The sequence below is a fragment of the Streptomyces sp. NPDC056503 genome, assembly GCF_042794995.1.
Lineage (GTDB): Bacteria > Actinomycetota > Actinomycetes > Streptomycetales > Streptomycetaceae > Streptomyces.
This window is the reverse complement of the sequence record NZ_JBHTST010000081.1, coordinates 24143-36479: the sequence shown is the minus strand read 5'-3', so window position 1 is coordinate 36479 and position 12337 is coordinate 24143. Positions and strand designations below refer to the sequence as shown.

The following is a 12337-nucleotide window of genomic DNA, read 5'->3' as shown; positions in this document are numbered from 1 at the left end:
GGCGCCCCGAGGGGCGAGCCGGGGCACGGTCACGTCCCCTGGGTTACGGGACGAGGCGCAGGAGGCGGTTCGGGGAGCCGGTGCCGGGGCTGGTGACCTTGCCGGGGGTGGCGCCGTTCACGAGCGCGGTGGCGACCTGGGCGGGGGTGGCGGAGGTGTGGCCGGCGAGGTAGACGGCGGCGGCGCCGGCGACGTGCGGGGTGGCCATGGAGGTGCCGGAGATGGTGTTCGTCGCGGTGTCACTGGTGTGCCAGCCGGCGGTGATGGAGACTCCCGGGGCGAACAGGTCCAGGACGGCGCCGTAGTTGGACCAGCTGGCCTTGGCGTCGGTGTTGCCGGTGGCGCCGACGGTGATGGCCTCGGTGACGCGGGCGGGCGAGGAGTTGCCGGCGTTCACGCCGGAGTTGCCGGCGGCGACGGCGTAGGTGACGCCGTCGGCGATGGAGCGCCTGACCGCGTTGTCGAGGGTGGTGGAGGCGCCACCGCCGAGGGAGAGGTTGGCGACGGCCGGGGCTCCGGCGGCGTGGTGGGAGGTCACCCAGTCGATGCCGGCGACGACGCCGGCGGTGGTGCCGGAGCCGTTGGCGTCGAGGACGCGGACGGCGACGACCTTGGCGGCCTTCGCGACGCCGTAGGTGGAACCGGCGATGGTGGTGGCGACGTGGGTGCCGTGGCCGTTGCCGTCCTGCGCGACGGTGTCGCCCTCGACGGCGTCGTAGCCGTTGACGGCCCGGCCCGCGAGCTCGCCGTGGCTGATCCGCACGCCGGTGTCGATGACGTACGCGGTCACCCCGGCGCCCGCGCTGTCGGGGTACGTGTAGGTGCCCGAGAGCGGCAGGGCGGCCTGGTCGATGCGGTCGAGGCCCCAGGGGGCGTTGGTCTGGGTGGCGTCCGCGTGGACGATCCGGTTCTGCTCGACGGTGGCGACGGCCGGGTCGGCGGCGAGGCGGCGGGCGGCCGCGGCGTCGAGGGTGGCGGTGTAGCCGTTGAGCGCCGCGCCGAAGGTCTTGCCGACCTTGCCGCCGTAACCGGCTATGAGTCCGCGGCCCTTGGCGGATCCCGCGGCGAAGCCGGCGCCCGGCTTGAGCGTGACGAGGTAGCTGCCGTCGACGGCGTCGGGCGCACCGGCGGCGACGACGACGCCCTCGGCCGGGGCCGGGGCGGCCTGCGCGGGGGCCACGGCGAGGCCGGTGACGAGCGCGGCGACGACGGCGGCGGAGGCCGCGGTGGTGGTGGCGGCGATCAGGTTCCGGCGGGAGGTGCGGTGCGTGGGGAGTGCCATGGCGAGGGGTTCCTCCTCTTGGCGGCGCGCCCGGGGTCGGGCGGCACGGTTCGTGGGGGTGGGGCCGCGTGCGGTCGCACGCGCCGCCGGGGAGGGGGTCCTCCGTTCGGCGTGAGCAGAAGCCTGTGCCTCACCGACCGGGCGGATCAAGGAAGTTGGGTCCTTGTCATGCATCCGACACGCAGTGGACACGAGGGCTCATCCGATCCCCTGCCGAACCCCCACGAACCACCCCCGCATCACCCCCGCGCCACCACCGTCGCGTTCCGGCCGTCACCCGCGAGGACCGGCCAGGCGGGGCCACCGGCGCCGGTCCGGGACGGTCCCACCCCGCCATGCCGCCGCCATCGGGCGGTCCGCCATGATCGGGGAATGCGAAGGAACACCAGTACCGGACCCGGACCCGGACCCGCCCCTGACTCCGGTCCCGGTCCCGGCACCGGCACCGGAGCCGACTCAGGTGCCAGTGGCGGTGGCGGCTCCGGCGCCAGGGGCGATGACGGTCCCACCGCCCACGCCCACGCCCTGTCGCCCTACCAGGAGAAGCTGCGAGAACGCCTCCTCGCCGCGCCCGTCGTCCCCGCACCGGCGCCGTGGCGGAACGTGTTCGGCGGTCACGCCGCCGTCGGCGGACTCACCGGCGTCGGCTTCGGTGTCGACCCGGCCACCGGCCACGACCTGGCGATGGTCGTGTCCCGCGACGGGTACGGCGTCTTCGACGCGGTGACGGGCGAGCGGATCGCGCGCGACCGGGACCCCGAGGACGACGGACCGGACGGCACGCCCGACCTGTCGTGCCCCTGGATCGGCCCGCTCGCCGGCCGACGGGTGCACGTCGCCGGGCTGTTCGGCGGCGGGCTGCACAGCACGAGCGGCGACGGATGGTCGGTGGACGTCGAGGCCCCGGACTGGCCGAGCCACCGGATCCTGCTCTCGGACAACGGCGGCGACTGGCACCGGCCGCCCCACACGGAGGGCTGGTGGCACGTCCTCCACTCCACCTGGTCGACGCTGCGCGCCGCCGGGTTCTCCCCGTCGGGCCGGACGCTCGCGGTCGCCACGTCCAGCGACCTGACGCTGTGGACCCGCCTGCCCGCGTGACGGCGGTCAGGCGTCGAGGACGGCGGCCACGGCCTCGATCTCGACCAGCTGGTCGGTGTACCCGAGCACGGTGACGCCCATCAGGGTGCTGGGCACGTCGTGGTCGCCGAAGGCGTCCCGTACGACCTGCCAGGCGGCCACCAGGTCGTTCTGACGGGTGGTCGCGACGAGGACGCGGGTGCTGATGACGTCCTCGATCCCGGCCCCCGCGTCCTTCAGCGCCGTCCGCAGGTTGTCGACGCAGGCGGCGGCCTGCCCGGCGACGCCCCCGACGGCGACGGTGGCGCCGTCGGCGTCGAGCGGGCAGGAGCCGGCCAGGAAGATCAGCCGGGCCTCGGCGGGCGCGGTCGCCGCGTACGCGTACTCGGCGACATCGGACAGGGAGGCGGAACGGATGAGGCTGACGGCGCGGGGCACGGAGGATCCTCTCGACTGCGGCGGCGTGACCGGGGCCGAAGCCGAAGCCGGAACCGGAACCCGGGATAAGGGCAGCGGCAAGGGCCGTGGCAGGAACCGCGCCGACCCTGTTGCCGACCCGGTCACGAACCCGGTCACGGTCACGGGAACACGTCACCCTCTCAGGGTTCCCCCGCCGACTCGACCCGATTTTCCCCGCCGGGGGCCGCGGCCCGGAAGCCTCAGCCCGCGGGGGTGGGCCAGTGGCGGTGGAGGGCGTCGATACGGAAGGGGTGGACGTGCCGGTGTCCGCCGCCGCCCGTGCCGGACGGGCCGGACATGTGGGGGTGGCCGACGGGGAGTTCGGGATGGGCGTGTTCGAGTTCCTCCGGGTCGCGGCGCGGCCAGAGGCGGGCGGCGCAGACGGCGGCGACCAGGGCGACTGCGGTGAGCGCGGCGGCCGAGGTGGCGGGCCCCGCGCGGAAGGCGAGCCAGCCGGCGAGCGGGTAGGTGAGCAGCCAGCAGCCGTGCGAGAGGGAGAAGCGGGCGGCAAAGAGGCCGGGCAGGTCGGCGTCGGCGGCGGACCGGCGCAGCAGCCGCCCGCCAGGGGTGAGGACCGCGGAGGTGGCGGCGCCGAGGACGAGCCAGAGGGCGAGCAGCGCGGGCCAGGCGGCCGCCCGGTGGTCGTCGGCCCAGCCGGAGGCGAGTCCGGCGGAGAGCAGGCCGAGCGTGGCGGCGAGGGCGCCCGAGGCAGGCAGCATGAGGGCGCGGTCGCCGGTCCGGCCGAGGAGGCGCGGGAGGAGCAGGGCGACCGCCATGGAGCCCGCGCCGTACGCGGCGAGGGCGAGGGACACGTCGCCGGCCGGGCGCCCGAGCCCGTCCCGGACGAGGACGACCGTGTCGACGAGGACCAGCGCCCCGGCGGCGGCGACGGCCAGGTCGAGCGCGAGCAGGGCGCGCAGCCGGGGAGTGGCGAGCAGAAGCCGGACGCCGAGGACCCGCCCCGCCGCCGGTCCGTGAGGGCCGGGGTCCGCGTCCGGCGGCAGCCGCAGGGGCAGCACGAGGAGCGCGGAGAGCAGGAACCCGGCCGCGGTGCCGGCGAACAGCCACCCGTACGGCACGAGGGCGAGGAGCGCGGCGGCGAGGACCGGGCTGGCCAGGCTCTCCAGGTCGTAGGCGAGCCGCGAGAGGGCGAGGGCCCGGGTGTAGTCGCCCTCCTCGGGCAGGACGCGCGGGATCGTCGCCTGGAAGGCGGGGGTGAAGACCGCCGAGGCGGCCTGGAGCAGCAGCACGAGCGCGTACACCTGCCAGACCCGGTCCACGAAGGGCAGGGCCAGCGCGGCGGCCAGCCGTACGAGATCGGCCCCGACGAGCAGCGCCCGACGCGGGACCCGGCGCGCCAGCGCCCCGGCGAGCGGTGCCAGGGCGACGTACGCCGCCATCTTGAGCGCGAGCGCGGTGCCGAGCACGGCGGCGGCCCGGCCCCCGGCGAGGTCGTACGCGAGGAGCGCGAGGGCGACGGTCGCGAGGCCGGTGCCGGTGAGGGCGACGACCTGGGCGAGGAAGAGGTGCCGGTAGGTGCGGTCGCGCAGGACGGACAGCATGGGGACGCCCTCGTTCGGCAGCGGGGTGCGGTCTCCCTCACGGTAGCGGACATGTGCATGGGTGCGCACATGTAGACGTGAAGAAGGGGTGCACTACCCGCCTCGCCCCTCCCCTCAGTCGTGCCAGGGCTCCCCCGTCACCACGTGGTCGGCCCGGTTCAGCGCCTCGACCACCAGCCGCTTCAGGTGCCCGTCCGGCAGGGCGTACACCACCCGCCGCCCGTCCTTCCGCGCCTGCACCAACCCACCCAGCCGCAACTTCGCCAGGTGCTGGCTGACCGCCGGCCGCGCGGCGCCGCACGCCTCGGTCAGGGCGCCGACATCGGCCTCCCCGCGCGTCAGCACCCACAACAGCTGCAACCGCGTCGGGTCGCTGAGCAACCCGAACACCTCCGCCGCCGCCGCGAGCTCCGGAGCCCCCGGCGTCCGCGGATGGACGGGGGACACGGCCTGTTCACGCACGGGATCCGCCATGCGCCCATCGTAGGGAGCGGAGGCGGGAGCGGGAGCGAGGGCGGGGGCGGGAGCGGGAGCGAGGGCGGGAGCGGGAGCGAGGGCGGGAGCGGGAGCGAGGGCGGGAGCGGGGCGAGGCCGGGGCAGGAGCGGCCCGGGGCCCGGGGCCCGGGGCGGCGTACCGGCTCACCGCCGGGCCGGACCGGACAGCCGGGCCGGACCGGACCGCCGGACCGGACCGCCGGGCCGGACCGCCGGGCCGGACCAGGCGTGGCGCGGTCCGGAGCGGCGCCGCCCGACCGCCACCGGTGTCCGCGTCTCGGGACGGGTGACCGATCCGTGGACCGTCGTGCGCGGGAGCGGGCTCTCGGGTGAGGATGCTGCGGAGGGCCGAGACCTGGCCGGAAGCGAGGAGAGACGACGATGACCATCGAGTGGCGCTACACCATCCACCCCGGCCTCGGCGTGCTCTCCCTGGCCGGCTTCCTCGGGCAGGAGGCCGTGGGGCGGTTCCAGGGAGCCGTCGGCTGGGCCCTCGCCCGGGGCACCGGGCCCGTCGTCCTGGACCTGACCGGCCTGCGCGGGTGGTCCGACGGAGGCCGCCTGGCGGTGTCGGAAGCCGCCCTGCGGCTCGCCGCGGAGGGCCGGGGGCTCGAACTCGCCGCCGTGCCGGGGAGCGGCGCGCCCGGGGCCGGATCCGGGGCCGGGGCCGACGGCGGGTTCGGAGACGGGAAGGTCGTCGTCACGGTGCACGGAGACCTCGCCGCCGCACTCGCCGCCCACCGGGACCGGGGCGTGGAGGAACGCGAATGGCGTAGCGACGCCTGGCCCGAGGACGCCTGAGCCCGTCCGGCCTTGCCGCGCCCACCTTCCCTCACGCCCCGCTCGCTCACACTCTTCCCCCGCACGCCTGCCTCCCGCCTCGCCTCCTCCCGTCCGCCCCTCCCGTCCGCCCCCTCCCGCGCCGCTCAGAACCAGTGCAGGCAGTGCGGCGCGCGGTCCGGGCGGAAGAGGGCGTCGGCCCGCGAGGCGGCGGCCGGGTGGTGGGTGCGGATGTGGCCGGCGCGGGCCAGGGTGCCGGGCGTCGTACCGCCCAGGTAGAGGGAGCCCAGGTCGCTCACGTCCAGGGAGAGGTCGGGCCCGCGGTCGGTCGGGGCGCAGTCGGCCTTGCCGTCCTGGACGGTCAGCAGGTAGCGGGCCCGCTCGCCCAGGAAGGGGTCGTCGACCTCCAGGACGAGTTCGCCGTCCGCCGGCCAGGCACGCGCGGCCAGGGCTCGGGGGATGTCGAGGAGACGCACCCAGAGCCAGTCGGTGTCGTGGCTCACCTCTCCCGCGCGGAAGTCCGCGAGCCGGTGGCGCAGCGGGTGGCCGGGCGGGACCTGCTTGAAGACGACCCGGGTGACGAGGTCGTGGCCGAGCGCGAACCGCGCCAGGTCCGCGAAGACCGCGTCGTCGGCGGCGATGGTCTCGTCGACCGTGAGGGTCCCGGCGTCGACGGAGTAGGAGGCGTACCCGTCCGGTGCTCCGTCGGCGTCCCGGTGCACCGCCACGTACCGCGGCGTCCGCGCGACCGGCGGCTGCCCCGCGCCCAGCGCCCACCAGCGGTGCGGGCGCGAGAGCGCGCCGGGCTGGGAGCGGCGGTACCGGTCGTAGACCTCTTCGAGGAGTTCGCCGCAGTCGGCCCGCCGCAGCAGTTCGACCGATCCGGGCCGGACGTCCTCGGCGCCGAGCGCCCGGGGCCGCGCGAAGGCCGCCTCGTGGCGCGGCACGGTGATCCGCTGCGTGTAGGTGGCGGGCCCGTAGCCGAACCTGCGGTAGATCAGCGCCTCGGACGCCAGCAGCACGGAGAGCAGTTCGCCGCGCTCGCGCAGTTCGGCGAGCTGACGCCGCATCATGGCGCTGAGCACGCCTTGCCGTCGGTGGGTGGGCAGGACGCCCACGGCCGTGACCCCGGAGACCGGGACGACGGCCTCCCCGGGCAGCGTGAGCTCGAAGGAGTACGCGCCCGCGGTCCCGATCGGCCGCCCGTCCGGGGCGAGGGCGAGCAGGTTCCGGTCCATCTCGAAGGCCGACCACCACAGCCCTCCACCGTCCTCCCCCGGCTTCTCCGGGACGAGCCCGAAGGCGGCGTGCAGTGTGTCGACGAAGACGTCGAGGTCCTCGTCGGTCGTCGAACGGATCTCCATCGCTGTCGCCGCCTCCCCGCGCGCCGCACCACGCCTCGTGGTGTCCGGCCCAGTGCATCGCCGACCCGGGCCCTGGTCAAACGGATATCCCCCGGCCCGCCACCCGTTCCCTGCTCCCGCTCCTGCTTCTGCTTCTGCTTCTGCTTCTGCTCACCACTTCGCTCCCGCCTGAGCGGAACGCACGCGCACACGTCGGCACATACGACAGGGGGTAGCCTCGTGATCATGGAACCGTCGACCGACAACCGCCCCGACCAGGCCCCGGCGGATCCCGCCGCCACCGACGAGACGCTCGCCGCGCAGCCCATCGGCTACTGGAGCGGGCTGGTTCACACCGCCGTCACCCGGAGACTGCGGGACGCGATGGCCAGGATCGACGTGACGCAGCCTCAGTACTGGGTGCTCAACCACGTGAAGCACAGCCCGGGCGCACCGAGTCGACAGGAAGTGGTCGAGGGGCTGACGCCGCTCGCCGACGGACCGCACGAAATCGGTCGGGTCGTCGACCAGTTGCTCCACCGCGCATGGCTGCGACGCGAAGCCGACCAGCGACTGCACCTCACCGACGACGGCGAGGCCGCCCGCGTGCGCCTGCGTGAACTGGCCTCCGACCTGCGGGCCGTGGTCCACGAGGGCGTCAGTGACGAGGAGTACGTCGCGGCGCTGAAGGTGCTCCGAAGGATGGCCGCCAACGCCGGGAGCGACGGGGAGTCCGCCCGTACACCCTGATCCGGGATCCGGGATCCGGGATCCGGGATCCGGGATCCGGGATCCGGGATCCGGGATCCGGGATCCGGGATCCGGGATACGGGATACGGGATCCGGGATACGGGATACGGGATCCGGGATACGGGATACGTACCCCCACACCAGGTACCTGACGGGGACCGGCGGACGGCCCCAGGGACACGAGCCCACCGCATGCGCCGGGGATCTCCGCACACGGGAGCCCCGCCGAAGCGGCTAGGCCGACCGCCAGACCCACGCCAGCGCCACCCCCGGCGCCGCGCAGGACAGGAAGGCCGCCGGGCGGGCCCAGCCGCCGGCCCCCCAGCCCAGGGCCGTCGGCAGGAGAAGGAGCAGGCCGAGGAGGAGGACGCCCAGGGCGGGGAGATGCACGGACGGGGTGAACCTCCGTACCGCGCCCCGCATTTCGTGGCCGAGCGTGCCCGTCAGGATGGATCCCGCGAAGACGACCGGGAAGAGGGTGATCAGGAGCATGCGGCTCCCGATCACGCCGGTGCCCCAGCGCCGGCCGTCCTCCAGGACCGGCGAGTCCGGGCGCGGATCGCCCGGCGCGTAGGAGACGTCGATCCTCATGCCCGCCTTCGGCGGGTCGTGACGGGTGTACATGCCGGGCACGGTCACCTCGCGCGGACCGCTGTCGTACGGGATGCGCAGGACCAGGTCGGTCTCGAAGTACACGGGCTCGTCGGACGCGCTGTCGCCGCGGACCGGTTCGCCGGCGAGCCGGACGACGGTGACGGAGTACTCCCCGAAGCGGCCCGCCTCCAGGCGCCCGGTCTCCCGCCCGTACTCCGGCGACACCATGAACCCGAGGTCGAAGCAGGCCAGCGTGGCCAGCGGCACCAGCCAGGCGATCAGCCACACCAGCCCGCGGCCGGCGGCCGGCGGGAGACCGGTGCGTCGCGGGGCCCGGCGGGAGGCCACGACCCAGGCGGCGGCGAGGACCACGGCGAGCGCGGTCAGGCCCGTCTCGGTGACCAGCGGCGGGTACGGTCCGACACCCCACAGGACGCAGCCGACCGCCCCCGTGGCGCTGAGCAGCATCCCCCAGCCGGTGAGCGTGGTCCACACGCTCCGCCGGTACGTCCGGCCCTCCGGCACCGAGGCCTTCTCCCGTCGCACCACGTCCGCCCCCCTTTTTTTGGCCGCCTCCTTGACCGCCCCTCTGACCGCCCCCGCCCGCGCGTCTCCCGGCCCGGCACTCCGGCCGCCCGGCCACACCGGAGGCGGTCCGTTCCCGTCGCTCGCGCGCGGTCAGTCGAGGCAGAACTCGTTGCCCTCGATGTCCTGCATCACGATGCACGACTCGTTGACGCCGTCCGCCAGCAGCACGCGTTCGCGTACGGCTCCGAGCGCGGTCAGGCGGACGCACTCGGCCTCCAGTACGGCGAGGCGCTCCTCGCCCACGAGGCCGGTGCCGACACGGACGCAGAGGTGGACCCGGTTCTTGACGACCTTGCCCTCGGGGACGCGCTGGAAGTACATGCGCGGGCTTCCGTCCTCGGGGCTGATGGCCGCGTGCGCAGCACCCCGGTGCCCGGGGTGCGCGCGCTCGAAGTCGGCCCAGGTGGCGAAGCCCTCCGGTGGCGGGGGTGCGTCGTGCCCCAGCACCTCGCACCAGAAGCGGGCGACGCGCTCGGGTTCCGCGCAGTCGAAGGTGACCTGGAATTTCCTGATCGCCGGCATCCGGGCATCATAGGCCGGACACCTCCGCGCACCGCGAACGGTTTTCCGTCCGGGTTCCGTCCGGGTTCCGTCCAGGCCTCCGCCCCGACTTCCGTCCGGGCCCGGCCTGCGGAAGACGTCCGGCCGGGGGCCCGCTTCCGCGGCATCGGAGGGCTCGACGGCGCCCCGCCCGTGGCCGCCGCGGTCGCGCACTCGACCGCTCCGCGCCTCCCTCTTCCCCCTCCCCCCTTCCCTTCCTTTCCCTTCAGCATGACGGCCGCCTCGGAGGGGACGCTCGTGATCCCGCGCCCGTACGACGGGAGTTCGCCGGGGCGGCGGCAGTCCGGTCCGGCGTGCTCGGCACGCCGCATGCCACGTTCATATTCATGAACAGCAATCACGTACCCGCATATTGACGTGTCTCCGACACTCCCCCTAGCGTCTGCCACGGCGCCGAGAAAGCGCTTTCCACCGTGTCCGAGCCGCCTCCCCCACCTGGAGACACCGATGCGCACCACTCCCCTCGCCCTCAGCGTGGGCCTCGTCGCAGGCACCCTCGTCGCGCTGGGCGCCGCCGGCGGCGCCCAGGCCGCGACCGGACGGTACGAGGCCGAGGTATCGCCCGCCGTCTGCACCGGCACGATCGACTCCGACTGGACCGGGTTCTCCGGCAGCGGGTTCTGCAACGGGACCAACGCCGTCGGCGCGCACGCGCAGTTCACCGTCACGGCGCCCGCCGCCGGGACGGCCACGCTCACCGTGCGGTTCGCCAACGGGACGACCACCGCCCGGCCCGCGGACGTCGTCGTCAACGGGACGACGGTGGCGGCGGGGGCGTCCTTCGAGTCCACCGGCGCCTGGACCGGATGGACGTCCAAGACGTTCTCCGTGCCGGTCGTGGCGGGCTCCAACACCGTCCGGCTGAGCCCGACGACCGCCGCCGGACTGCCCAACGTCGACCACGTCGAGCTCACCACCGCCGACTCCCCCGCCCCCTCCGGGCCCGCCCTCTACGTGTCGCCCGCCGGCAGCGCGGGCGCCTCCGGCACCCAGGCCGACCCCACGACGCTCGCCTCCGCGATCACCCGGATCGGGGCGGGCGGCACGATCTACCTGCGCGGCGGCACGTATGCACACGCCCAGACCATCACCGTCGCGGCGGGCAACAACGGCACCTCCGCCGCCCGCAAGACGATCGCCGCCTACCCGGGCGAGACGCCGGTCCTCGACTTCTCCGCGATGGCCGAGTCCTCCTCCAACCGGGGGCTCGCTCTGAACGGCGACTTCTGGCACGTCAAGGGGCTGATCGTCCAGCGGGCCGGCGACAACGGCATCTACGTCGGCGGCAGCGACAACGTCATCGAGCGCACGGTGACCCGCTTCAACCGCGACACCGGCCTCCAGCTCGGGCGGATCGCCTCCAGCACCCCGCGCGCCCAGTGGCCGGCCCGCAACCTCATGGTGAGCGTCGAGTCCCACGACAACGCGGACGCGGCCGGCGAGAACGCCGACGGCTTCGCCGCCAAACTGACCACCGGACCCGGGAACGTCTTCCGGTACGCGGTCGCCCACAACAACATCGACGACGGCTGGGACCTCTACACCAAGCCGGACACGGGCGCGATCGACCCGGTGACGATCGAGTACTCCCTCGCGTACACCAACGGCACGCTCTCCGACGGGACCGTGAACGCCAACGGCGACCGCAACGGCTACAAGCTCGGCGGCGAGTCCATCGCCGTCGACCACGTGGTGCGGCGCAGCATCGCCTACCGCAACGGCAAGCACGGCTTCACCTACAACAGCAACCCGGGCTCCCTGAAGGTCTCCGAGAACATCTCGGTCGACAACGCCCAGCGCAACTACACCTTCGAGGCGGGCACTTCGGTCTTCCGCAGCAACACGTCCTGCCGCAGCACGAGTTCCGGCACCAACGACAAGCTCGTGGGCGACGTCGACGCCACGAACCAGTTCTGGTCCGGGACGAACGGCTCGCGGTGCGCGAACCACACCGGCGCCCTCGGCTGGTCCTTCGCCTCGAACGGCTCGCTCGCCGTGACCTTCGGGGGCAAGCCCGTCACCTGGTGACCCGCCCCTCAGGGACCGTCCCGGTCGACGGACCGACCGCGCGCCCGTACCCGCTCGTTCGGGTACGGGCGCACAGTCCTCTCCCCAGGGCGTACGCGGCCCGCAGGTCGTCCCCGTCGTAGCCGGCGCCGGCCAGGGCGCGGAGGCCCGGGGTGGCGTTGACGGCGACGGTGTGGCGGAGGGCGGCGAAGAGGGGTACGTCGGAGCCGGAGTCGCCGTAGGCCACGCAGGAGTCGCGGTCGAGGCCGTGGGCGGCGCGGAGGCGGTCGACGGCGGTCACCTTGTCCCCGGGGACGAGGATCCTGGCCGGGTCGAGCGCCGACCGGAAGGGCGGGGGCGGGAAGCCGGAGGCGACCACGTCGTCGACGCCGAGGCCGCGGAGCCGGTCGGCGAAGAAGTCCGGGGACATGGTGACGACGACGGCCCGGTCGCCCCGGGCCCGGATGTCCGCGAGGACCTCCGGGAGTCCGCCGATCCACGGCGCCCCGTCGAAGGCCTCCGCGACGACGCCGGGGGTGAGGTGACGCCACAGGTCGTACAGGGCGGCGGCGAAGCCCCGGGTGTCGACGGCGCCGGCCGCGAACTCGGCCTCGAGAGCGCGGATCTCTCCGGCGCAGCCCAGCCGGGCGGCGATCTCCAGGCTGGCCGAGGTGTCCCTCAGCAGCGTGCCGTCCATGTCGAAGACATGCAGCAGCGGTCCGTCCATCGCCGCCTCTCTCCTGCTTCCGGGCCTGGTTCCGGGCCCACTCCGGGTCTGGCCCTGAGCCCGCTCCGGTCCTGCTCCGGGTCCGGTCCCGGGCCCGGTCCCGGTCAGC

Annotated in this window: 12 protein-coding genes; 4 read left to right on the top strand and 8 right to left on the bottom strand. The window is 74.7% G+C overall.

All coding sequences use genetic code 11. The annotated features are described in order from the left end of the window. Positions 1 to 43: 43 nt before the first annotated feature. Positions 44 to 1282 carry a S8 family peptidase gene (locus ACFQ8C_RS23250; RefSeq protein ID WP_383460736.1) on the bottom strand — a complete coding sequence of 413 codons (1239 nt, stop codon included), beginning with the start codon at positions 1280 to 1282 and terminating at the stop codon, positions 44 to 46. 372 nt (positions 1283 to 1654) lie between these two features. Here ACFQ8C_RS23250 and ACFQ8C_RS23245 point away from each other — a divergent pair, with 372 nt between their 5' ends. After that, positions 1655 to 2383 carry a hypothetical protein gene (locus ACFQ8C_RS23245; RefSeq protein WP_383460734.1) on the top strand — a complete coding sequence of 243 codons (729 nt, stop codon included), beginning with the start codon at positions 1655 to 1657 and terminating at the stop codon, positions 2381 to 2383. Positions 2384 to 2389: 6 nt separating this feature from the next. Here ACFQ8C_RS23245 and ACFQ8C_RS23240 read toward each other — a convergent pair whose 3' ends face one another. From ACFQ8C_RS23240 to ACFQ8C_RS23230, 3 genes are all read right to left on the bottom strand, one after another. Next, entirely contained in the window at positions 2390 to 2800 is a 411-nt protein-coding gene (locus ACFQ8C_RS23240; RefSeq protein ID WP_383460732.1) for a RidA family protein, read from the bottom strand. Positions 2801 to 3021: 221 nt separating this feature from the next. Continuing rightward, entirely contained in the window at positions 3022 to 4383 is a 1362-nt protein-coding gene (locus ACFQ8C_RS23235; protein ID WP_383460739.1) for an MFS transporter, read from the bottom strand. Positions 4384 to 4497: 114 nt separating this feature from the next. Beyond that, complete coding sequence (locus ACFQ8C_RS23230) at positions 4498 to 4857, bottom strand: ArsR/SmtB family transcription factor (protein ID WP_383460729.1); 360 nt, start codon at positions 4855 to 4857, stop codon at positions 4498 to 4500. Positions 4858 to 5259: 402 nt separating this feature from the next. Between ACFQ8C_RS23230 and ACFQ8C_RS23225 the strand changes: the two genes are divergently transcribed. After that, entirely contained in the window at positions 5260 to 5679 is a 420-nt protein-coding gene (locus ACFQ8C_RS23225; RefSeq protein WP_383460727.1) for an anti-sigma factor antagonist, read from the top strand. 125 nt (positions 5680 to 5804) lie between these two features. Here ACFQ8C_RS23225 and ACFQ8C_RS23220 read toward each other — a convergent pair whose 3' ends face one another. Beyond that, entirely contained in the window at positions 5805 to 7022 is a 1218-nt protein-coding gene (locus ACFQ8C_RS23220; RefSeq protein WP_383460725.1) for a GNAT family N-acetyltransferase, read from the bottom strand. 225 nt (positions 7023 to 7247) lie between these two features. Here ACFQ8C_RS23220 and ACFQ8C_RS23215 point away from each other — a divergent pair, with 225 nt between their 5' ends. Then, entirely contained in the window at positions 7248 to 7751 is a 504-nt protein-coding gene (locus ACFQ8C_RS23215) for a MarR family winged helix-turn-helix transcriptional regulator (protein WP_383460722.1), read from the top strand. Between the two features lie 234 nt (positions 7752 to 7985). Here ACFQ8C_RS23215 and ACFQ8C_RS23210 read toward each other — a convergent pair whose 3' ends face one another. Both ACFQ8C_RS23210 and ACFQ8C_RS23205 read right to left on the bottom strand, forming a co-directional pair. Next, positions 7986 to 8894, bottom strand: a complete 909-nt coding sequence (locus ACFQ8C_RS23210; protein ID WP_383460719.1) for a hypothetical protein — start codon at positions 8892 to 8894, stop codon at positions 7986 to 7988. 129 nt (positions 8895 to 9023) lie between these two features. Then, a complete protein-coding gene (locus tag ACFQ8C_RS23205; RefSeq protein ID WP_383460717.1) occupies positions 9024 to 9455 on the bottom strand; it encodes a VOC family protein in 432 nt (143 codons plus the stop codon). 486 nt (positions 9456 to 9941) lie between these two features. Between ACFQ8C_RS23205 and ACFQ8C_RS23200 the strand changes: the two genes are divergently transcribed. Further along, positions 9942 to 11522, top strand: coding sequence for a carbohydrate-binding protein (locus ACFQ8C_RS23200; RefSeq protein ID WP_383460714.1), 1581 nt, complete (start codon positions 9942 to 9944; stop codon positions 11520 to 11522). On the opposite strand, the gene ACFQ8C_RS23195 is transcribed toward ACFQ8C_RS23200, so the two are convergent. Next, a complete protein-coding gene (locus ACFQ8C_RS23195; protein WP_383460711.1) occupies positions 11512 to 12228 on the bottom strand; it encodes an HAD family hydrolase in 717 nt (238 codons plus the stop codon). The two genes, ACFQ8C_RS23200 and ACFQ8C_RS23195, sit on opposite strands and share 11 nt — an antisense overlap. Positions 12229 to 12337 lie beyond the last annotated feature (109 nt).

Excerpts from the sequence above, each read along its gene's own strand:
- ACFQ8C_RS23250 (WP_383460736.1), bottom strand. The coding sequence starts at position 1,282 with ATGGCACTCCCCACGCACCGCACCTCCCGCCGGAACCTGATCGCCGCC.
- ACFQ8C_RS23245 (WP_383460734.1), top strand. The coding sequence starts at position 1,655 with ATGCGAAGGAACACCAGTACCGGACCCGGACCCGGACCCGCCCCTGAC.
- ACFQ8C_RS23235 (WP_383460739.1), bottom strand. The coding sequence starts at position 4,383 with ATGCTGTCCGTCCTGCGCGACCGCACCTACCGGCACCTCTTCCTCGCC.
- ACFQ8C_RS23230 (WP_383460729.1), bottom strand. The coding sequence starts at position 4,857 with ATGGCGGATCCCGTGCGTGAACAGGCCGTGTCCCCCGTCCATCCGCGG.
- ACFQ8C_RS23225 (WP_383460727.1), top strand. The coding sequence starts at position 5,260 with ATGACCATCGAGTGGCGCTACACCATCCACCCCGGCCTCGGCGTGCTC.
- ACFQ8C_RS23220 (WP_383460725.1), bottom strand. The coding sequence starts at position 7,022 with ATGGAGATCCGTTCGACGACCGACGAGGACCTCGACGTCTTCGTCGAC.
- ACFQ8C_RS23215 (WP_383460722.1), top strand. The coding sequence starts at position 7,248 with ATGGAACCGTCGACCGACAACCGCCCCGACCAGGCCCCGGCGGATCCC.
- ACFQ8C_RS23205 (WP_383460717.1), bottom strand. The coding sequence starts at position 9,455 with ATGCCGGCGATCAGGAAATTCCAGGTCACCTTCGACTGCGCGGAACCC.
- ACFQ8C_RS23200 (WP_383460714.1), top strand. The coding sequence starts at position 9,942 with ATGCGCACCACTCCCCTCGCCCTCAGCGTGGGCCTCGTCGCAGGCACC.
- ACFQ8C_RS23195 (WP_383460711.1), bottom strand. The coding sequence starts at position 12,228 with ATGGACGGACCGCTGCTGCATGTCTTCGACATGGACGGCACGCTGCTG.